Raw genomic sequence first — 21,354 nt, 5'->3', positions numbered from 1 at the left:
GTCATCCGGCAATGTTACCGGCGGCGCTGCCAGATCCACAGCGCCGTAATCGCCAGGGCAAACAGAGCGCCAAATCCAGCGCCAATGGCTACCGCTGGAATACCCACCAACACCGCCAGTGAGTAGATACCGAGCATCAGCAACATCGCGCTGTTTTCACCCAGGTTTTGCACCGCAATAGCGTTGCCAGCCCCCACGCTTTTTTTGCCTCGCTCCTGTAACAACGCATTCAATGGTACGACAAAAAAACCGCCCAACACGCCGATAAGCATCAGTAAGGCATAGGCCGGCAACAGCGCATGCTGGAGCGAGAAGATCAGGACTACCACGCCGATCAGTATCCCCGCGGGCATACAGCGCGACACCGTTTCCAGCGTCACCAGTTTTGCTGCCGCACCGGCACCCACAACAATCCCGATAGCCACCATAGCGTTAAGATAGGTAGGTGTGGCGTTATCGGTAATGCCCAGCGCAACCGGCACCCACAACACCAGAAGAAAACGCAGTGTGACGCCCGCGCCCCAAAACAGGCTGGTTCCTACCAACGAGAAACGTGTTTCGCCGTTGCGCCACAGCGAAGACGCTGCGCAGAAAAAGCGCCGTGTCATTTTCCCCAGATGCCACGACTGACCGGGGCGAGCCGCGGCAAGTTTAGGGATAAACAGGTTAGCCACCACAGCCCCCGCATAGGCCAGTGCGCAAGCGGAAAGCGCAGCAATGACATGCCAGTCGGCCAGCACACCGCCTGCAACAGAACCCAGCAAAATAGCGGCAATGGTTGACGCCTCCATCAGACCATTCGCTTTCACCAGTTTGTCGCCGGTCGTCAGCTCCCCCAGGATGCCATACTTGGCCGGAGAATAAGCTGCTGCGCCAATACCCACCAGCGTATACCCCAGAAACGGGTTCAAGCCGAAACAGATACTCGCCGCCCCCAGTAGCTTGAGACCGTTGGCAAACATCATCACTCTGCCTTTCGCAAAGCTGTCCGCGACCTGCCCGACAAAAGGAGCAAACAGAATGTAAGCACCCACAAACACCATTTGCAGGATTGGCTGGCTCCAGTCCGGGTAGAACTGCGCCTTGAGCAAAGCCAGGGTAGCAAACAACAACGCGTTATCGCCAAACGCTGACAAAAACTGCGCGGCGATAACGGACATCATCCCTTTTGACCAGATTGAAGTGCTAGTGTGTGCTGACTCACGCATGTTGTTTTTCCGGTTCATCGACCCAACTTTTCAGTGTGACAAAATCTGGCTTACCGCTGCCGAGCAGAGGGAGTTGTTTCAGGTGGCGGATATCACGCGGTACGGCAAGCTCTGGAATGCCGTGGATGCGCGCATACTGGAGTAATTTTTCACGGGTCAGCTCGCTGTCGGTAGTAAACAGCACCAGCGCTTCCCCTTTATTGGCATCGCTCTTGATAGCTGTGGCATGCATTTTGTCAGCAGATACCGCCAGCGCCAGCTGTTCAACCATTTCCAGTGACACCATCTCACCGGCGATTTTGGCAAAGCGCTTGGCACGCCCCTGAATCTGTACAAAGCCATTTTCATCAAAGCGCACAACATCGCCGGTGTCGTACCAGCCGTGTTCTATCTGACCCTGCGCATTTTCTGCGGTTGGGACTTCCAGTACCCCCGGCTTTTCGACACGCAGATAGCCGCTCATAATATTAGGGCCTTTCAGCTGTAAACGCCCACCATCTTCAATACCAGGAACCGCTAGCAGTCGGGCATCCATACCAGGCAAAATGCGCCCTACCGTTCCCGATTTCGCCGCCATTGGTACATTAATCGACACCACAGGTGCGCACTCCGTCACCCCATAGCCTTCAAGCACGCGGAGACCGAATTTTTCCTGCCACAACTGCTTCGTGCTGTCTTGCAGTTTTTCAGCACCCGCCACTACATAGCGCAGACGGTGGAAATCATAGGGATGAGCAAACCGCGCATAATTGCCGAGGAACGTTGAGGTGCCAAACAGCACGGTGCAATTACGGTCGTAAACCAGTTCCGGCACGATGCGATAATGCAGCGGGCTGGGATAGAGAAAAACTTCTGCACCAGTCAGCAACGGCGTGAACAGCCCCACCGTCAGGCCAAAAGAGTGGAACAGCGGCAGCGCTGACATAAAGCGATCGTCAGCAGTAAAGTCGGCAATAGTTTTAATTTGCTCGACGTTCGCCAGAATACTTTTGTGGCTGTGCACCACGCCTTTCGGGTGGCCTTCCGAGCCGGAGGTAAAGAGGATCACCGCCGCTTCTTCAGGCTGCTGTTTCACCTGTGCCAGGTGCGGAGCCAGCAGATGTGAAAAAATCCACAGCTTATCGCCAAAGGTCACATCGGCCTTCAGGTCTTCCAGGTACACCCAGCGCACCTGGGTGAGTTGTTCCGGCAGATGCCAGAGCTTACCTTTGTCGAGAAACTGGCGGGAGGTAAAAATAGTTTTGATTTCGGAGGCGGTAATGGCGCTGGTTAATCCTTTCACGCCCGCCGTGTAGTTCATCATCGCCGGAATACGTCGACGGGCAATGGCACCAAAAATCACGGCGGCGCTGATCCCCGCGTTCGGCAGCATCAGGCCAATCTTCTCGCCTTCTACGCTGTACTTTTCCAAAATGCGTGCGACAAACAGCGTTTTGGTCAGCAGCTTACGGTAGCTGTCCGGGATAAAATTAACGTCTTCAATGCAGTTTTTGCCGGCGCCAAAACGGTATTTCGCCGCCAGCAAAGATTCATATAACGTTTCACGCGGTCGCACGGCCATGCGCGCTTCCATCATAATCTGGTGCAGCATTTCACCGGCGATCTTACGACGCTCGCGTGCACGCGGCGCTTCCGGCATCGGTAGCCTGGTAGGAGGCAGGATGTGCAACTGAATGCGCGGGAAGAAGCGCCGTTTAACCAGACCTTTCAGGCGGCTGAAATAGCTCAGTTCCGCTCCCTCAATGCGTACAGGCACCACCGTCGCGCCCGATTTCGCAGCGACAAATCCGGCACCGTCATAGATTTTCATCAACGAACCGGTGGTCGAAATACGCCCTTCGGGGAAGATAACCACCGGACGGCCCTGCTCAACCAGACGTACCAGATGTTTAATTGACATTGGTTTGGTTGGGTCTAACGGTACGAAATCAATCAGCGGAGTGAGCCAGCGCATGTACCATTGCTGGCTGATCGAGGTGTAAACCGCAAAAACCGGGCGAATAGGTAAGAACAGCGCCAGCAGCATACCATCGATAAAAGAGACATGATTGGGAGTGATTAAGACGCGTTCTCCCCGTAGCGCACTGACATCACCCGTAAGGCGAACGCGGAAAAGCACGCGAAACAAATTACGAAAAAACCCGAATAGCATCTCAACTCCCTGTACCATCGATTATCTAAAGATGAATGGTGGCAGATTATACGAGTTGGGGGGTGGGCGCGACAGGTAAGTGGTGAGTAAACTCCGAAAAAAAACCTGCGCATCCGCGCAGGTCGGTGCAAGAGACAGGTACGAAGTGCGTACCGAATAATCTCACCAATCAATACCTCTGGGATCTTGATTGTGGTCGTCACCGCGCCGTTCCGCCAGTTGGAAAACGCAAAGGAATGAACCCAAGTGCAACGAGTTGTGTAAATTATCGGTTACTGTTACAGATACGCTGAACGCAAAAAAAAACCTGCGCATCTGCGCAGGCTGGTGTAAATCATGTGATCAACCCGAAAGTTGATTTCACCTATCAATACCTCTGGGATCTCAACTCTATCAATCCGCTCTCTCCCCTCACCAGCGAACAATCGCAACAGCACATCGCAAAGTGTAAGCAAAGGTTTTCATTTTCACTTTTCTGTCTTACTTCGCTCGTGTCCGCTCACATTTGCGACCTCCTGACGGGCAATCTGCTTGAACAGACAGCCGTTTTCCGTAACACTGGCGGGATGTAAGCGTTTACCCACAACAGGTACTATCATGGCGACCATAAAGGATGTAGCCCGACTAGCTGGTGTATCAGTCGCCACCGTTTCTCGAGTGATCAATGACTCCCCCAAAGCCAGCGAAGCATCGCGTCTGGCCGTAACGAGTGCAATGGAATCACTCAGCTACCACCCCAACGCCAACGCACGTGCGCTGGCACAACAATCTACTGAAACCGTCGGTCTGGTCGTAGGTGATGTGTCCGATCCATTCTTTGGGGCAATGGTTAAAGCTGTCGAGCAGGTGGCCTATAACACCGGTAATTTTTTACTGATTGGCAACGGCTACCACAACGAGCAAAAGGAACGTCAGGCGATTGAGCAGCTTATTCGCCACCGCTGCGCGGCCCTCGTGGTTCACGCTAAAATTATCCCGGATGCTGAGCTGGCATCATTGATGAAACAAATCCCCGGTATGGTACTGATCAACCGAATCTTACCGGGATTCGAACAACGCTGCGTTGCGCTGGACGATCGTTACGGTGCCTGGCTGGCAACCCGTCATCTTATTCAGCAGGGCCATACGCGCATCGGTTATCTGTGTTCCAACCACAGCATTTCAGATGCGGAAGACCGTTTGCAAGGCTATTACGACGCGCTGGCGGAAAGCAATATTCCGGTCAACGATCGACTGGTCACGTTTGGCGAGCCCGATGAAAGCGGCGGCGAGCAGGCAATGACTGAGCTGCTTGGGCGCGGCAAAAACTTCACGGCTATCGCCTGTTATAACGACTCAATGGCGGCGGGCGCGATGGGTGTGTTAAACGATAATAGCATTGATGTACCGGGCGAAATCTCGCTAATTGGTTTCGATGATGTACTGGTTTCACGCTACGTGCGTCCACGGCTGACGACGGTACGCTACCCGATCGTGACGATGGCAACCCAGGCCGCCGAGCTGGCGCTGGCGCTGGCCGAAAAACGCCCGATCCCGGATATCACTCACGTCTTTAACCCAACGCTGGTACGTCGGCATTCCGTTTCGGCGCTGACAGAGCCGGGAAATTCTTCGTCAAACGATTAATCAGGATTACGTCATGACAACGATGTTAGACGTTTCACGACATGCTGGCGTATCGAAAGCGACCGTTTCACGCGTACTTAATGGTACGGGGCAGGTTAAAGAAAGCACGCGCCAGAAAGTCTTCAAAGCCATGCAGGCATTAGATTATCGGCCTAATTTTTTAGCGCGCTCACTGGCAAACCGCACCAGCAACAGCATTGGTTTAGTGGTGTCTACATTTGATGGATTCTACTTTGGTCGTTTGCTGCAACAGGCATCGCGCCAGACGGAGTCTCACGGCAAACAGCTGATTGTCACCGACGGCCATGACACACCAGAGCGTGAGCAGGAAGCCGTTCAAATGTTGGCCGACCGACAGTGCGACGCCATTATTCTCTACACCCGCTACATGAGCGAAAAAGCGATTATGTCGCTGATGACCCGCATTGATATGCCATTGCTGGTCATTAACCGCGACGTCAGCCAGGCTCGCGACCGCGCGATTTTCTTTGAACAGGAAGACGCGGCGTTTCAGGCAGTCGATTACCTCATCTCGCAAGGACATCGTGATATTGCCTGCATCACTGTACCCGGCCATACGCCAACCGGTAAATCTCGGTTGATGGGATATCGTAAAGCGCTGGAAAAAAACGGTATTCCCTGGGAACCCACCAGGGTCAAATACGGCGATTCAACGATGACCAGGGGCTATGAAGCCTGTCGTGAACTGTTGGATGAAGGGGTAATATTCAGTGCGCTGTTCGCCTGTAACGATGACATGGCGTTAGGTGCATCAAAAGCATTACATCAGGCTGGACTCAAGATCCCCGAGGACGTTTCGTTGTTTGGTTTTGATGATGCGCCCAGCGCGAAATGGCTGGAGCCAGGACTCTCTACTGTCTATCTGCCGATTGATACCATGATAACCACGGCAATCGATCAGGCTATTCGTCTGGCTAATGACGAAAATGTAGACCCCATTCCACCGTTTACGGGCACGCTGGTGTTGCGGGAATCGGTGACGGCAGGGCCGTATTATAAGTAATTCGTAATCAGATGCCGGATGGCGGCGCAAGCGCCTTATCCGGCCTACTGACTCCACAGGCCCAATACGTGCAGCGCCATCAGGCCTGCAATCAGATAAGCTCCAGCGCTAACAGCTCTTCAATGGTCTGACGACGACGAATCAATCGCGCCACGCCGTTATCAAACAGCACTTCCGGTAGCAGCGGGCGACTATTGTAGTTCGATGACATCGACGCGCCATACGCACCGGTATCATGCAATACCAGATAATCTCCCGGCACTACCGCAGGTAATAGACGGGTTTCGACTTTGCCACCTTCCTGTTGGGTAAAAACATCGCCCGATTCGCAGAGCGGACCGGCAACCACCGTCTCAATCTGCGCCGCATTTTCCAGCGAGCGGCCATCCCCGGCCAGTGCGGAGATATGGTGATAGCTGCCGTACATTGCTGGCCGCATCAGATCGTTAAAGCCAGCGTCGATCAACACGAAGTGACGACTGCCCATCTCTTTCACACTGCGCACTTGCGCCACCAGAACACCCGCTTCCGCTACCAGAAAGCGTCCTGGCTCGATCTCAAGCTTCACCGGATGCCCCAAATGTTTGGCGATTTGATCGCGTGCCGCGCTCCACAAACCAAAGTAGTGATCGGTGTTGATCGCCTCTTCTCCTTCGCGATACGGGATCGACAAACCTCCGCCCGCAGATATAGCGTCCAGATCCTGACCTAATTCAACAACCTGACGCACCATCGCGCCACACACTTGCTCCAGATGGCCGTAGTCCACACCGGAACCTATATGCATGTGAATGCCCACCAGTTTCAGCTGATAACGCTGAATAACCTCCAGCGCCGCCGGAAGTGAGGTGTACCAGATACCGTGCTTGCTGTTCTCGCCGCCGGTATTGGTTTTCTGGCTGTGCCCGTGACCAAAACCTGGGTTGACGCGCAGCCATACACGATGCCCTGGCGAAACCTGACCCAGCTGTTCCAGCATATCAACCGACCCGGCATTTACTGGAATACGTAGCTCATGCACCCGGGCCAGTGTCGCCTGGTCAATCATATCGGCGGTAAAGACGATCTCATCGTTCCCCGGCTCGAAACCTGCCACCAGCGCACGTTCAATCTCACCAAGCGAGACTGAATCCACCTTCACGCCCTGCTCACGCATCAGACGCAAAATATGAATATTCGAGCAGGCCTTTTGGGCAAAACGCACCACATCAAACTGACTCAGTTTGGCTATCTGCGCGCGGATAATCTGCGCATCGTAAACCCATACCGGACAGCCGAATTCGGCGGGTAGACGCAGCAGGTTATCCGCGGTCAGGTCAGTATCAGTGCTGTTGAGTGGACGTGGCATGGTGTGCTCCGGTATTGACTTTTTTATGATTACGCCACAGCACGAAGAGAATAAAAAATATCGTTTTATCGCGAGTCTATGCAAAAATGATATGGGATGTTTATTTGAGGATCGCCAATGCCCGCCGTTAACTTACGCCACATTGAAATTTTTCACGCCATTATGACAGCAGGCAATCTGACGGAAGCCGCACGGATGCTGCATACGTCGCAGCCTACCGTCAGTCGCGAACTGGCAAGATTTGAAAAAGTTTTGGGGTTAACACTGTTCGAACGTACGCGAGGCCGGCTGCATCCTACAGTGCAAGGTCTACGCCTGTTTGAAGAGGTGCAGCGATCCTGGTATGGCCTGGACCGGATCGTCAGCGCCGCCGAAAGCCTGCGTGAATTTCGTCAGGGTGAGTTGTCGATTGTCTGCCTGCCAGTGTTCTCACAGTCCTTTTTACCCCCGTTGCTGCAACCCTTCCTCACCCGCTACCCACAGGTTAACATTCAGATTGTGCCGCAGGAGTCACCGTTGCTGGAGGAGTGGCTATCAGCACAACGTCATGATCTCGGGTTAACAGAGACCCTGCATACCCCCGCCGGGACTAAACGCACTGAATTACTGTCGCTGGATGAAGTTTGCGTACTGCCGCAGGGACATCCGCTAACCGGGAAAGCCGTATTAACACCGCAAGATTTCCAGGGGGAAAACTATATCAGCCTGTCGCGCACCGACAGCTATCGCCAGTTGCTGGATACCCTGTTTAATGATCATCAGGTCAAGCGCCGAATGGTAATAGAAACGCACAGTGCCGCATCAATTTGTGCGATGGTACGTGCCGGCGTGGGGATCTCAGTAGTGAACCCGCTGACCGCCCTGGATTACGCAGGCAGCGGGATTGCAATCCGCCGTTTTAGTGTTTCGGTGCCTTTTACCGTCAGCCTCATTCATCCATTGCATCGCCCGGCATCCGCGCTGGTTGATGCTTTTACGGCACATTTACAGGCCCATCTCCACCGGCTTACCGATCCGCTGGATGCTATTTTGCAGTCTCAGGTGAAAGCATAAACGTCACGGCATCCTGCGCATGGATCGCCGCGGTATCGAACACCGGCAACGGGCTCATTTCGGTGGGAACCAGCAGGCCAATTTCGGTGCAGCCGAAGATCACCCCTTGTGCCCCCTGACGAGCCAGTCGCTCAATCACCTTCAGGTAATACTCGCGGGAAGTTTCGCTAAATTCACCAAGGCACAGTTCTTCGAAAATAATCTGGTTTATTTTCTGTCGGTCGTTAGCGTCAGGGATTAGCGTGCTAATGCCAAATTCGGTCTGTAAACGCCCACGATAGAAATCCTGTTCCATAGTGTAACGCGTGCCCAACAGCGCGACGTTACTCATCTTCTGCTGTTGTATGGCCCGCCCTGTTGCATCGGCAATGTGCAAAAACGGGACATCGCAGGCCGTTTCAATGGCCTCGGCCACTTTATGCATGGTGTTGGTACACAGCACAATCCCCTCAGCACCCGCTTGCTGTAACCCCACCGCAGCCTGCGCCAGGATCTCCCCTGCCCGCAGCCAGTCACCGTTCGACTGACAAGCTTCAATCTCATGGAAATCGACGCTGTGCAGCAGAATTTTCGCAGAATGCAGACCGCCCAGACTCTGCTTAACCCCTTCATTAATCAGACGATAATAGGGAATAGTGGATTCCCAGCTCATTCCGCCTAACAGACCGATCGTTTTCATTATTTGTCCTTATTCGTGGTTGTCCTCCCAGTGAATCAAAGATGTGATCAACTTTCCACATCTGTCGGCGCACATTTCCTTTTTTTATTTTCTGATATAAATTTAATGAAATAATGTTTCATTAAATTACGAGAATACCGAATGTTTATTTTTCATAAAGAAACCACGCTTGAAGATCTGGGTAACGGCGTTACCCGGCGTATTCTGGCTCACGATGGCAAAATGATGGCCGTGGAAGTTAATTTCGAGCAGGGCGCAGTAGGCCCGATGCACAACCACCCGCATGAACAACTCACGTACGTTTTATCGGGTGAGTTTGAATTTACGATTGGAGAAGAAAAGCATATCGTCAGTGCAGGAGACACCCTGTACAAGCAACCCAATATCATGCACGGCTGCGTCTGTTTAAAGCCAGGGACATTACTTGATACCTTCACCCCGGTGCGCGAAGACTTCCTGCAGGCGTAATCTCTCTATTCTCAAACCCTGTTATACAAAAACGCCGGGTATCGCTTACGCTTACCCGGCCTGCACGAGACGTCATCCGACACTGCGTCTCAATATTTACACCCCAATATCTCTTAACTTCTCGCCAGCCATCAGCTTACGTTCGATATGCTCAAGCGTAACGTTTTTGGTTTCGGGAATAAGCCAGAAAGTAATACCAATAAATACGACGTTCAGTGCGGTATAAAGCCAGAACGTACCCGCAGCGCCAATACTGTCGAGCAATGTCAGGAAGGTTGCGCCGATAATCATGTTCGACACCCAGTTAGTGGTGGTGGAACAGGTGATGCCAAAATCGCGACATTTCAGCGGCTGAATCTCAGAACACAGGATCCACACCACCGGTGCGGCGCTCATTGCATAACCGGCGATACACATCATAGTCATGCCGACTGACAGCCAGGAAAGTCCACTGGATGCAGTGCCGTTATCAAACTGCATCAGGCAATAGCCGAGGACCAGGGTCCCAATAGCCATCACGCTGAAACCAATTTTCAGTGCCGGTTTGCGTCCGGCTTTATCTACTGTAAAAACAGCAATAAAAGTCGCGAACATAAAGGTTAAGCCAACGACTAACGTCGCAATCATCTGCTGTTCAGTCGTGGTAAAACCGGCCATTTTAAAAATACGTGGAGCGTAGTACATAATGATGTTCATCCCGGTGAACTGCTGCATTGCCTGCAACAACATTCCGAGGAAAACCGCGCGCCGTACGTTACGGTTAATTTTAAACAGCGCCCAACCGCCCTGCTTCAGCTTCAGACTTTCACGAATTTCGTTCAGCTCATCACGGGCCTTTTCTGACGTATCACGCAACATGCGTAATACTTCTTCTGCTTCAATATGGCGGCCTTTCTCTGCCAGCCAGCGCGGGCTGTTAGGCAGGAAAACGACCAGAACAATCAGCAACACCGCCGGGAGCGCCAATACACCAAGCATAGCGCGCCAGTTACCGCTGTAGCTAAACGCGGTATCGGATAAAAAGGCCAGCACAATGCCCAACGTTACCATCAGTTGATACATACTGATCATCTTGCCACGCACATTCTCACTGGCCATTTCGGACAAATAGAGTGGCGCAGTGTAGGAGGCGATACCTACGGCAACGCCCAGTACCACGCGGGCAAAAATGAGCATTTCCACGCTGGAAGCAAATGCTGATCCCAGAGAACCGACGACAAACAGGATCGCCCCGGCCATCAGGCTGTATTTGCGCCCCAGTCGGAATGACAACCAGCCGTTAAACAGCGCACCAATTGCCGCCCCCAGCATCATACTGCTCACCACCCACTCCTGCAGACGGCTGGTCAATACAAAGTGATCGGTGATAAAAGGTAACGCACCGGCAATTACGCCGATATCGAGGCCAAATAACAACCCTGCGACAGCCGCAGAAATAGAGACAAACAAATTCATACGTCGCGTATCGCGCTGCGTACGCGGTGTTAAAGCAGCTTCATGATTAATTGAGACCATTTTTTCCTGCCAGATACAGAGTAAGCCATGTCGATGAAAGTAAGGGATCCCTTGCAGGAAGCGTCAGGCGGGAAACGGCAAAAACATGGATGAAATTGCTGCACCACATCGTTATGTGATGGATATTCCAATTTTAAAATTTACCGCTAATTACTCAATTAAATTTAATGCACTGATATTAAAGAGTTTTAATTATTATCAATCCATACATATAAAATTATGTATGGATTAATTTATGAACAGAATATGGATTAAAATAATTTAAAACCAAAAAAAACCCTGCCATGGGCAGGGTTTGTTGATGCTGGACGGTAAATTAACGCGCCAGCCAACCACCGTCGACCGCAACGGTATAACCGTTAATGTAGTCAGATGCGCTGGACGCCAGGAACACAACAGGCCCCATCAGATCGCCTGGCAGCCCCCAACGGCCCGCCGGAATACGATCGAGAATTTCGGCGCTACGCTGCTCATCAGCACGCAGCTGCTGCGTGTTATTAGTTGCCATGTAACCCGGCGCGATCGCATTCACGTTGATGTTATGTTTCGCCCACTCGTTGGCCATCAGACGCGTCACGCCCATTACGCCGCTTTTTGACGCGGTGTAAGACGGAACACGGATGCCGCCCTGGAAGGAGAGCATAGAGGCAATATTAATAATTTTACCGCCGTTACCCTGGGCAATGAAGTGCTTCGCCGCCGCCTGAGACATGAAGAACACGCTCTTAATGTTCAGGTTCATCACGTCGTCCCAGTCTTTTTCGCTGAAGTCGATAGCATCTTCACGACGGATAAGACCGGCGTTGTTCACCAGAATGTCGATATGACCGAATTCTGCAACCGCACGCTCCAGCAGTGCCGGGATGCCGTCAATCTGACGCAGGTCGGCGGTCAGGCTTAAAAAACGGCGGCCCAGTGCGGTAACACGTTCGATGGTTTCAGTCGGCTCAACAATGTTGATACCCACGATATCACAACCTGCTTCCGCCAGCCCCAGCGCCATCCCCTGACCCAAACCGGTGTCACACCCCGTCACAACGGCGACTTTACCTTCAAGAGAGAATGCATTCAAAATCATTGTAAATCCTTATTTTTTATAATGCCCGTCACAGACAGGCTGAGTAGCCGCCCGCGACTAGCGCAGATCTTTGACTGCAACGTGGTCCATATCATCAAAGACCTGATTTTCGCCAACCATACCCCAAATGAAGGTATAGGCTTTCGTACCAACGCCAGAGTGGATAGACCAGCTAGGGGAAATTACCGCCTGCTCATTGTGCATCACGATATGACGCGTTTCCTGAGGCTGCCCCATCATGTGGAAGACACAGGTGTCTTCTTCCATATTGAAGTAGAAATAGACTTCCATACGGCGTTCATGGGTATGGCACGGCATGGTGTTCCACAGGTTGCCTGGTGCCAGTTCGGTCAGGCCCATGCTCAGTTGGCAGGTTTCCAGTACATCCGGCACAAAATACTTGTTGATGGTACGGCGGTTACTCGTGAGATCATCACCCAACGTCACTGGCGCAACGTCGGCAGGGGTCACTTTTTTGGTTGGATACGTCATGTGTGCCGGCGCGCAGTTATAATAGAACTTAGCTGGTTTTGCCGGGTCAATGCTTGCAAAAACAACTTCTTTTGCCCCTTTACCAACATACAGCGCATCGCGATGACCAATTTCATAGCACTGCCCGTCAACAGTAATAGTGCCCGGTCCACCGATGTTGATCACGCCTAGCTCACGACGCTCCAGGAAGTAGGTTACGCCCAGTTGCTTACCCACTTCGCCACCCACAGAGACGGTTTTGGCCACGGGCATAATGCCGCCAACAATGATGCGGTCGATGTGGCTGTAAACCATGGTGTATTCGTCAGCAACAAACACGTCTTCTACCAAAAACTCATTACGCAGCGCCTGGGTATCCAGGGTTTTGGCATGCGCACTATGGATGCTTTGTCTTACGTCCACATTTACCTCCAGTGATAAATTGACCGTGAATTCTTGAGCGATAGCAAAACGCCGTTCCGTTTTACCTAATGCGTTCATGATATCCCTCCCGGAACGGGTTTTCAATTATAACTAAAACGATGTTTCACTTTTTCCGCATCTTATTATCAAAAGTGTAATTGCGATCACGCTAACCTGGATAATCTGGCAAATTCGCGCCAAAGAAAATAAATAAAAACCAAATAAAACAATTTATTATAAAAAACCAGTAGCGCGTAGCTGATAAAAGGTAAACGTAGCGTTGTGAAAAAACAGCCCTGCTGAAGAGGAATTCACACACCTTTTCTTACAAAGTGCGTTGTCAATCACACGAAATGAAACGGTGTTTTGATAAGTTAGCATTGTTGTAGAGTGGATGTTTCTGTAACTGGCCTTGCCCTCCTTGTGGAGGGCTTTTTTACATGAACAGGGACTGCGCGGTTGTGGTGTATCTGACGGGGGATTTTAAAGACTTAATCACGTTCGATGGCAAGTGCGACGCCCTGGCCACCACCGATGCACAGCGTTGCCAGGCCTTTGTGCGCCCGACGTTTAACCATTTCGTGAACCAGCGAAACCAGAATACGACAGCCGGACGCCCCAATTGGGTGGCCGAGCGCAATGGCTCCACCGTTCACATTCACCCGACGCTCATCCCATTCCAGCATTTTTCCAACGGATAATGCCTGTGCGGCGAAGGCTTCGTTAGCTTCGATAAGATCAACATCCGCCAGTTGCCAGCCGACGCGTTCAAGGCAGCGACGCGTCGCGTAAACCGGCGCAATGCCCATTAGTGCGGGGTCAACGCCGACACTGGCAAAAGCGCGAATACGGGCCAGCACGGGTAAATTCAGCGCCTGCGCCTTGGCTTCACTCATCATCATCACGGCAGCGGCGCCATCGTTGATCGATGATGCATTACCCGCCGTTACGGAACCAAACCTGTCAAAGGTAGGGTCCAGACGCGCCAGCCCTTCGGCGCTGGCATCGGTACGCGGCTGCTCATCGGTATCCACCACGAACGATTGCCCGTTACGCTGCGTCACCACCGGCACGATCTCATCTTTAAAGCGCCCGGCATCGATTGCCATCCGTGCTTTATGCTGCGAGTGAAGCGCGTAGGCATCCTGTAATTCACGGCTGATACCGTATTCCCGCGCCAGGTTTTCTGCGGTGACGCCCATATGATAATCGTTGAAGGCATCCCACAGCCCGTCATGCACCAGACTGTCCACCAGTTGGCTATTTCCCAGTTGCGCCCCGGTACGGCTGTCAGTCAGGACATGCGGCGCGCGGCTCATATTCTCTTGCCCACCAGCAATCACAATGTCGGCTTCGCCACACTGGATCGCCTGCGTCGCCAGATGCAGCGCTTTCAGGCCCGAGCCACACACATCATTAATGGTAATAGCGGAAACGGTGTTGGGTAATCCACCATTGATAGCAGACTGGCGCGCCGGGTTCTGTCCGGCCCCCGCAGTGAGAACCTGACCAAGGATCACTTCATCAACAGCGTGAACATCCACGCCAGTGCGTTCCATTAACGCCCTGACCACCATACTGCCGAGTTCAACGGCAGAGTGACGCGCCAGCGTTCCCTGGAAACAGCCAATCGGTGTCCTCAACGCCCCCACTATCACAACCTCTTTCATCGCCACCTCAGCGCAAAATAACAGCGTCATAGTAGATGATTGTTAAGAATAGTTATCTGAGTTGTTTAAAAAATGGTGATTTTTATCACAAAGGAAATGGGTATCATTTATCTGCCATCGTGATGCCACCTTGCTGTAAATGATCGCGTAGCCAGCTTCCCGCCACCCCTGGCGGTGATTTCTTATTCCACAGCAGGTCGATCGAGATAGCCTTTGGCCAGCCGGGGACCTTCAGTTGCACCAGCGGTTTTTCCGCGGCAAATTCTTCCACCAGCGCGCAAGGCAGCGCACACCAGCCAAATCCCTGTACCGCCATACTCAGCAATAGTAAATAGTTGGGAGCAGACCATACGGGACCGCGCGCCACGTTGGTGCCGCTTTCCAGATAAGTATTCAGACGCAGTTCACGCCAGGTGTGCAGTTGCTCCCACTGCATTTTTTCCTGCGCCGCCAGCGGATGCGAAGCCGCAACGTACAATCCCATCCAGGTTTGCATCGGCAGGCGCGTTACCCCCATATCCGTGGGGTAATCCTCTCGTGCTTCAATCAAACCAACCTGCGCGCGCCCCTTTTGCAGCAGATCGATCACATCCTCATCTTCGCCTATCAGACATTCAAATTCGGTATGTGGGAACAATCGGTCAAACTGCACCATCAATTCTTCCAGCACATCCGGGTGTAGGGTGTCTGAAAGCACAAAGGTCAGACGCGCTTCCGTTTCACCCGACAGCGAAATCGCCGCTTCGTCCAGCCGATCGCTCGCCGACAGAATCGCCTGCACATAACCGAGCACCCGCTTACCTTGTTCAGTGAGCGTTGGCTGACGTGAAGTGCGGTCAAACAGTGCAAAACCGAGATCGGCTTCCAGGTTGGCTATCGCCGTACTGATGGTGGACTGACTTTTACGTAACCGCCGCGCCGCCGCAGAAAAAGAGCCGCAGGACACGGTCTCAACAAATGCCATTAATGCCTCAGGAGAGTAGCGCATAAAGTATCTACTTTATCGATGGATTCTATCTTTTAGATATCACATAAAACGATAAAATTGCCACCATTCCGTTATCCGGGCATCAAAGAAGGTTTTACGTTATGCAACACGATACAATCCAGCGCCGCTCGTTAGTGGAGCGCATTTTTCATGCTGTCTGTTTTGAGGGCATTGCGACTGCTATTCTCGCACCAACCACCGCATGGTTGATGCAGCGCTCGGTACTGGAAATGGGCGGGCTGACCATTCTGCTGGCAACGACAGCAATGATCTGGAATATCATTTATAACGCCCTGTTTGACCGCTTTTGGCCGTCGCATCAGGTCAAACGTACGGCTAAAGTCCGCGCATTTCACGCCTTAGGTTTCGAGAGTGGTTTTATCGTCATCGGGGTAAGCATCGTGGCGTATGTACTGAACGTTAGCCTGCTTCAGGCATTCACGCTGGAAATAGGTTTCTTCCTGTTCTTCCTGCCATACACCATGTTCTATAACTGGACTTATGACACATTGCGCGAGCGCGTAATGAAGCGTCGTCAGCAGCGCGTTACTGCCTGATAATTCAAAGAATAGTCGGAATTTTCTCAATTCCGGCTATTCATCCATTCACCAGCCCACTTGTTCACACCTCCCCCAGCCCCTCTCATTTGTGGTAAATTGCGCTTCTTTTTGTTTATTTTATAGTTGATACGTTCAAATAATGTCGAAATTTTGGTCAAAAGAAGAGACTCTCTGGAGCTTCGCACTATATGGGACTGCCGTCGGCGCAGGAACCCTTTTCCTCCCCATCCAGCTGGGTTCTGCGGGTGCGGTGGTGCTGTTTATCACCGCGCTCGTCGCCTGGCCTTTAACCTACTGGCCGCACAAGGCGCTGTGCCAGTTTATCCTGTCATCAAAAACCTCCGCAGGTGAAGGAATCACCGGTGCAGTCACCCACTATTACGGCAAGAAGATAGGCAGCCTGATTACCACCCTCTATTTTGTTGCCTTCTTTGTGGTGGTGCTGATCTACGCTGTCGCGATCACCAATTCACTCACCGAGCAGCTGGCAAAACATATCGAGATAGATCTTCGCGTGCGTATGCTGGTCAGTCTGGGCGTGGTGCTGGTACTGAATTTAATTTTCCTGATGGGTCGCCAGGCTACCATCCGGGTGATGGGCTTTCTGGTATTCCCACTGATCGCGTACTTTCTGTTTCTCTCGCTGTACCTGACCGGCAGTTGGCAGCCGACGTTACTCACCGGCCAGATGTCTTTCGATCAGCACACGCTGCATCAGGTATGGATCTCTATCCCCGTGATGGTTTTCGCTTTTAGCCATACGCCCATTATCTCCACGTTTGCCATCGACAGACGCGAGAAATACGGCGAGCAGGCCATGGGTAAATGCAAAAAAATCATGAAGGTCGCCTACGTCATCATCTGCCTGAGCGTACTGTTTTTCGTCTTCAGCTGTCTGCTTTCTATTCCGGCGAACTACATTGAAGATGCCAAACATGAGGGCGTAACCATCCTTTCGGCGCTGTCGATGATGCCCAACGCACCAGCGTGGTTGTCGATTTCCGGGATTATCGTTGCCGTGGTGGCGATGTCAAAATCGTTCCTCGGCACCTACTTTGGCGTAATTGAAGGGGCGACAGAAGTCGTAAAAACGTCGCTGCATCAGGTCGGCGTGAAGAAAAGCCGGGCCTTTAACCGCGCCCTGTCCATCATGTTGGTCTCGGCTATCACGTTTATCATTTGCTGCATTAACCCTAATGCAATTTCAATGATTTACGCGATCAGTGGTCCGCTCATCGCCATGATTCTTTTCATCATGCCGACACTGTCTACTTATTTGCTTCCTGCGCTGAAGCCGTACCGTTCAGTGGGTAATTTGATCACCCTGATTGTCGGTCTGTTGTGCGTATCCGTGATGTTTTTTGGCTAAATGACGTTATCAACGGCTCATTCATCAGTGCGTGGATGAGCCGCACTCCGCCTTACTTGATGTAAGAATCCAGTACCTTCAGGACAACGTCCAAATCCTCTTCACGTTTAATTTCATCTCCCTGATGCACAATATGCTCGGTCAGATGGCCTTTAATCACCTCACGCATTAATCCGTTTACCGCACCGCGGATCGCCGCAATTTGCTGCAATACAGCCGCGCATTCATGCGGTTCATCCAGCATGGTTTTCAACGCCACTACCTGTCCCTGAATCTTACTGGCACGGGCTTTGAGCTTTTGTTTGTCGCGGATCGTATGTGACATAACATTACCTTAATTAACGTAAATCTGTAGCGACAATACCATCGACATTCTACTGGGGGGTAGTATTTGATACTGGGGGGGAGTAGAATCAGGCAAAATTAGACAACTAAGAATCATTCTCATGGGTGAATTTTCTACGCTTCTTCTGCAAGGCAACGCCTGGTTCTTCATTCCCAGTGCAATTTTATTGGGGGTGTTACACGGCCTGGAACCGGGACATTCCAAGACAATGATGGCGGCGTTTATTATCGCCATAAAGGGGACTATCAAGCAGGCGGTGATGCTGGGGCTGGCGGCGACCCTGTCGCATACGGCCATAGTATGGTTGATTGCACTCGGCGGAATGTATATCAGCAAAGCGTTCACAGCCCAGGCTGTCGAACCCTGGCTACAGTTTGTCTCTGCGATCATTATCTTGGGCACTGCATTCTGGATGTTCTGGCGGACATGGCAAGGCGAGCAGAACTGGCTGACCCAGACACATCACGACCATCATCATGATCACGACCATGACCACGATCACGATCACCACCATCATCACGAACATGACCACGACCATGATCATCACCATGCTGCGCTGGCCGGGCTTAGCGAAGATTCGAAAGAGTATCAGGACGCGCATGAACGCGCACATGCCAACGATATCCAGCGCCGTTTTCAGGGTAAAGAGGTGACCAATGGGCAAATTTTACTGTTTGGCCTGACCGGTGGACTGATCCCGTGCCCGGCCGCCATTACGGTATTGCTGATCTGCATCCAGCTCAAAGCCTTTACGCTGGGGGCAACGATGGTACTGTGCTTTAGCCTCGGACTGGCGATAACGCTGGTAACGGTAGGGGTTGGCGCGGCTATCAGCGTACAACAGGCTGCGAAACGCTGGAGCGGATTTAACACACTGGCGCGCAAAGCCCCCTATTTTTCCAGCGTACTCATCGGCATGGTCGGCGTATATATGGGGATTCACGGCTATATGGGGATCGTAGGGTAAAGACAGTGCGCAGCGACGTTTGTCGCTGCGCGTGTAACAAGACTAGCTTGCGACGCTTCCCCACACTAATTGCCCTTTGTGGAAGGTCGCAGTGCGAGGGGAAATCCTCGCGACCGCTTCCGCAGAGCAGGACGCATCGACCAGCACAAAACTTGCATCATCCTGTGCTTTCGGCCAGACGCGTTCGCCTTTATCGTTGAGCGGCAGCACATCGCCAGTGGCGAGGAACAGCGCCCGCGACAGGTTGAGTTCGTTCGGGCGAATATACAGCTGAGCATACAGATTGGCTTTCTCCAGCATGTCCCCCAGCCCATACGGCGACCAGTGGTCAATCACGCTGTCGGTGCCGGTAATCACCTCCACGCCTTTATCACGCAGCTGTTTCAACGGCATGTGCATCGCGCCAATCGGCACCGTCGAGGCAATGGTAATCTGCTGCGCCGCCATACGGGTTGCCAACGCATCAACCTGCTGTTCGTTCAGCGTTGCCAATGCGAAAGCATGGCTGATGGTCAGTTTGCCTTTCAGTTGCGGGGTTTTCTCTACCGTTTCCACCATGTAATTTACCGCCGCCACGCCTGCCGGGCTGGTTTCATGCAGATGGATATCCACGCCTTTGTTGTAATCCAGCGCAATCTGGAACATGGTGTCGAGGGATTTCTCCATCGCGCCGTCCACGCTGGTCGGATCCAGCCCCCCCACATAATGTGCGCCAGCCTGCATTGCTTCACGCATCAACGGCTCGGATTTCGATAACAACAATCCATGCTGGGGAAACGCCACAATTTCACAGGCAAACCCCGGCTGACGACGCGCCAGTACCGCCTGCAGATTCTCCAGATTTTTCAACCCGGAAACCGGCTCAATATTGCAGTGGCTGCGGGCAATCGATGTCCCTTTTGATTGCAGCAGGTCGATAAGCTTTTCCGCACGCTCTTGCGTATACGGCTGCAGTTCAGGCAGCAGCTTTTGCTCCAGGCGGATCATATCCTGAATGGTGGTACCCGCCGGACGATTCAGTGAACGCCACGGGCCGCCATAAAACGTTTTATCCAGATGGATGTGCATGTCGCGCATGGCAGGCAGCATCAACTTTCCTCCCGCATCGTAGTGCGGCAGCGTCGCATCCGGATGCTGCTTATTCTCGTGCAGCGCAACAATCTTCCCGTCCTGAATTTCGACGGTCTGCAGTGCAGTACGGGTATGTACCACCACGGCATTTTCGTAATCAAATCCCGCTTCCAGCAGAACGTTATCGAGGTAGTAGTGTTTATCGTTAATCGTCATGGTGTTCTTCGCCCCGCAGGCTGTCCCGACAGGATTAGCAGCATACGCGACTGGTGCCACTGCGCCAAACAGCGCAGCAGCAGTGACCATTTTTCCGCTCTGACTTAAAAATTCGCGGCGGCTGTTACTTTCCTTCATTCGCATCTCCTCTCAGGAATGGACAATGTGGGTACCCGTTTCACCGCGCAGTGCGGCAGGCAGGCATTCCGGCGTGGTGATGATCACCCGCTTACCGCCACGTGCCAGGAACGTCAGGCTGGCGATAATTTTGGGTAACATGCTGCCTGGCGGGAAGTGCCCTTCCTGCATGTAGCGGGTCATTGTCGCCATATCCACTGTATCCAGCGCCTGCTGGTTGGGCTTGCCGAAGTGAATACACACTTTCTCTACGCCAGTGGTGATCACCAGGATGTCGGCGCGGATCTCCTGCGCCAGCAGCGCAGTAGAGAGATCTTTATCAATCACCGCGTCCACACTCTGGTAATCTCCCTGATCGCTACGCACCACCGGGATCCCGCCGCCACCTGCACCTATCACCACAAAACCTTGCTGAGTCAGCGTTTTGATGGCCTCTGCTTCAACAATACGTTTTGGCTCAGGGGAGGCAACAACCCGCCGGTAGCCGCGCCCGGAATCCTCAACAAACCGCCAGCCAGGATTAACCCGCAGCAGCTCGTCACGCTGCGCTTCACTGAAGAATGCGCCGATAGGCTTGGTTGGATTCGCAAACCCTGGATCGTTCTTATCGACTTCTACCTGCGTAACCACCGTCACTGCTTTCTGCTCACCGCGTCGCGCCAGACGGTTATTCAGCGCCTGTTGGATCAGGTAGCCAATACCGCCCTGAGTATCAGCGACGCAGTTTGCCAGCGGAGTGAGCGGCAAACCTTCGCGTTCGTGCGCGATTTCAGCACGCCGTAGATCCAGCCCCACCTGCGGCCCGTTACCGTGTGTCAGCACAATGTTGTAGTCCGATGCCAACATCTCCAGCACCGTGTCCGCCACCGCTTTTACCGCTTCAGCCTGGTGCTCAATAGACTGGCTGGCGTTATCTTTGATAATGCTGTTGCCGCCAATGGCAACGACCACAAGTTCTTTCATCGTATTTTCTTCCGCTTGCAG

19 protein-coding genes are annotated in these 21,354 nt (G+C 52.6%); 7 read left to right on the top strand and 12 right to left on the bottom strand.

The features are described 5' to 3' along the window. Window positions 1-14 precede the first annotated feature (14 nt). Entirely contained in the window at window positions 15-1,208 is a 1,194-nt protein-coding gene (gene lplT, locus ACLJXE_RS18850; protein WP_410751680.1) for a lysophospholipid transporter LplT, read from the bottom strand. After that, window positions 1,201-3,360, bottom strand: a complete 2,160-nt coding sequence (gene aas, locus ACLJXE_RS18845; protein WP_410751679.1) for a bifunctional acyl-ACP--phospholipid O-acyltransferase/long-chain-fatty-acid--ACP ligase — start codon at window positions 3,358-3,360, stop codon at window positions 1,201-1,203. Before aas ends, lplT begins: the two co-directional genes overlap by 8 nt. A gap of 597 nt (window positions 3,361-3,957) precedes the next feature. Between aas and galR the strand changes: the two genes are divergently transcribed. Both galR and ACLJXE_RS18835 read left to right on the top strand, forming a co-directional pair. Next, a complete protein-coding gene (galR, locus tag ACLJXE_RS18840) occupies window positions 3,958-4,986 on the top strand; it encodes an HTH-type transcriptional regulator GalR (RefSeq protein ID WP_410751678.1) in 1,029 nt (342 codons plus the stop codon). Between the two features lie 22 nt (window positions 4,987-5,008). Next, window positions 5,009-6,010 carry a LacI family DNA-binding transcriptional regulator gene (locus ACLJXE_RS18835; protein WP_410751717.1) on the top strand — a complete coding sequence of 334 codons (1,002 nt, stop codon included), beginning with the start codon at window positions 5,009-5,011 and terminating at the stop codon, window positions 6,008-6,010. A 91-nt stretch (window positions 6,011-6,101) separates the two neighbouring features. Here ACLJXE_RS18835 and lysA read toward each other — a convergent pair whose 3' ends face one another. Further along, window positions 6,102-7,358, bottom strand: a complete 1,257-nt coding sequence (gene lysA, locus ACLJXE_RS18830; RefSeq protein ID WP_410751677.1) for a diaminopimelate decarboxylase — start codon at window positions 7,356-7,358, stop codon at window positions 6,102-6,104. Window positions 7,359-7,475: 117 nt separating this feature from the next. On the opposite strand from lysA, the gene ACLJXE_RS18825 reads away from it, so the two are divergent. After that, window positions 7,476-8,411: a LysR family transcriptional regulator gene (locus ACLJXE_RS18825; protein WP_410751676.1), complete on the top strand. Its 936-nt coding sequence runs from the start codon at window positions 7,476-7,478 to the stop codon at window positions 8,409-8,411. Here the strand turns inward: ACLJXE_RS18825 and ACLJXE_RS18820 are convergent. Further along, entirely contained in the window at window positions 8,383-9,090 is a 708-nt protein-coding gene (locus ACLJXE_RS18820) for an aspartate/glutamate racemase (RefSeq protein WP_410751675.1), read from the bottom strand. The genes ACLJXE_RS18825 and ACLJXE_RS18820 overlap by 29 nt on opposite strands. A 141-nt stretch (window positions 9,091-9,231) precedes the next feature. Here ACLJXE_RS18820 and ACLJXE_RS18815 point away from each other — a divergent pair, with 141 nt between their 5' ends. After that, window positions 9,232-9,558, top strand: a complete 327-nt coding sequence (locus ACLJXE_RS18815) for a cupin domain-containing protein (protein ID WP_286629590.1) — start codon at window positions 9,232-9,234, stop codon at window positions 9,556-9,558. 96 nt (window positions 9,559-9,654) lie between these two features. On the opposite strand, the gene araE is transcribed toward ACLJXE_RS18815, so the two are convergent. From araE to ACLJXE_RS18790, 5 genes are all read right to left on the bottom strand, one after another. After that, a complete protein-coding gene (gene araE, locus ACLJXE_RS18810) occupies window positions 9,655-11,073 on the bottom strand; it encodes an arabinose-proton symporter AraE (RefSeq protein WP_286629589.1) in 1,419 nt (472 codons plus the stop codon). 316 nt (window positions 11,074-11,389) lie between these two features. Continuing rightward, window positions 11,390-12,151 (bottom strand): 2-dehydro-3-deoxy-D-gluconate 5-dehydrogenase KduD, encoded by a 762-nt coding sequence (gene kduD / locus ACLJXE_RS18805; RefSeq protein WP_286629588.1) that lies wholly within the window; start codon window positions 12,149-12,151, stop codon window positions 11,390-11,392. A gap of 57 nt (window positions 12,152-12,208) precedes the next feature. Continuing rightward, the gene (kduI, locus tag ACLJXE_RS18800; RefSeq protein ID WP_286629731.1) at window positions 12,209-13,045 is read right to left on the bottom strand and encodes a 5-dehydro-4-deoxy-D-glucuronate isomerase; all 837 of its coding nucleotides are present in this window, start codon (window positions 13,043-13,045) and stop codon (window positions 12,209-12,211) included. A gap of 491 nt (window positions 13,046-13,536) precedes the next feature. Continuing rightward, window positions 13,537-14,715 carry an acetyl-CoA C-acetyltransferase gene (locus ACLJXE_RS18795; protein ID WP_410751716.1) on the bottom strand — a complete coding sequence of 393 codons (1,179 nt, stop codon included), beginning with the start codon at window positions 14,713-14,715 and terminating at the stop codon, window positions 13,537-13,539. A gap of 103 nt (window positions 14,716-14,818) precedes the next feature. After that, window positions 14,819-15,703, bottom strand: a complete 885-nt coding sequence (locus ACLJXE_RS18790) for a LysR family transcriptional regulator (RefSeq protein ID WP_286629587.1) — start codon at window positions 15,701-15,703, stop codon at window positions 14,819-14,821. Window positions 15,704-15,804: 101 nt separating this feature from the next. Between ACLJXE_RS18790 and ACLJXE_RS18785 the strand changes: the two genes are divergently transcribed. Continuing rightward, window positions 15,805-16,260 (top strand): multidrug/biocide efflux PACE transporter, encoded by a 456-nt coding sequence (locus ACLJXE_RS18785; protein WP_410751674.1) that lies wholly within the window; start codon window positions 15,805-15,807, stop codon window positions 16,258-16,260. Between the two features lie 142 nt (window positions 16,261-16,402). Next, the gene (locus ACLJXE_RS18780) at window positions 16,403-17,632 is read left to right on the top strand and encodes an amino acid permease (protein WP_410751673.1); all 1,230 of its coding nucleotides are present in this window, start codon (window positions 16,403-16,405) and stop codon (window positions 17,630-17,632) included. A 52-nt stretch (window positions 17,633-17,684) separates the two neighbouring features. On the opposite strand, the gene rcnR is transcribed toward ACLJXE_RS18780, so the two are convergent. Then, a complete protein-coding gene (gene rcnR, locus ACLJXE_RS18775; protein WP_005123385.1) occupies window positions 17,685-17,957 on the bottom strand; it encodes a Ni(II)/Co(II)-binding transcriptional repressor RcnR in 273 nt (90 codons plus the stop codon). A gap of 121 nt (window positions 17,958-18,078) precedes the next feature. Here rcnR and ACLJXE_RS18770 point away from each other — a divergent pair, with 121 nt between their 5' ends. Next, window positions 18,079-18,945: a nickel/cobalt efflux protein RcnA gene (locus ACLJXE_RS18770; RefSeq protein WP_410751672.1), complete on the top strand. Its 867-nt coding sequence runs from the start codon at window positions 18,079-18,081 to the stop codon at window positions 18,943-18,945. Window positions 18,946-18,987: 42 nt separating this feature from the next. Here the strand turns inward: ACLJXE_RS18770 and ACLJXE_RS18765 are convergent, their stop codons facing one another. Both ACLJXE_RS18765 and ACLJXE_RS18760 read right to left on the bottom strand, forming a co-directional pair. Further along, complete coding sequence (locus tag ACLJXE_RS18765) at window positions 18,988-20,370, bottom strand: amidohydrolase family protein (RefSeq protein ID WP_410751671.1); 1,383 nt, start codon at window positions 20,368-20,370, stop codon at window positions 18,988-18,990. A 12-nt stretch (window positions 20,371-20,382) separates the two neighbouring features. Continuing rightward, complete coding sequence (locus ACLJXE_RS18760) at window positions 20,383-21,333, bottom strand: carbamate kinase family protein (protein ID WP_410751670.1); 951 nt, start codon at window positions 21,331-21,333, stop codon at window positions 20,383-20,385. Between the last annotated feature and the right edge of the window lie 21 nt (window positions 21,334-21,354).

It is taken from the genome of Citrobacter sp. U14242, from assembly GCF_046555775.1.
In the GTDB taxonomy this organism is placed as follows: domain Bacteria; phylum Pseudomonadota; class Gammaproteobacteria; order Enterobacterales; family Enterobacteriaceae; genus Citrobacter.
The sequence above is the reverse complement of the archived record's forward strand: the minus strand, read 5'-3'. Positions and strand labels throughout refer to the sequence as shown.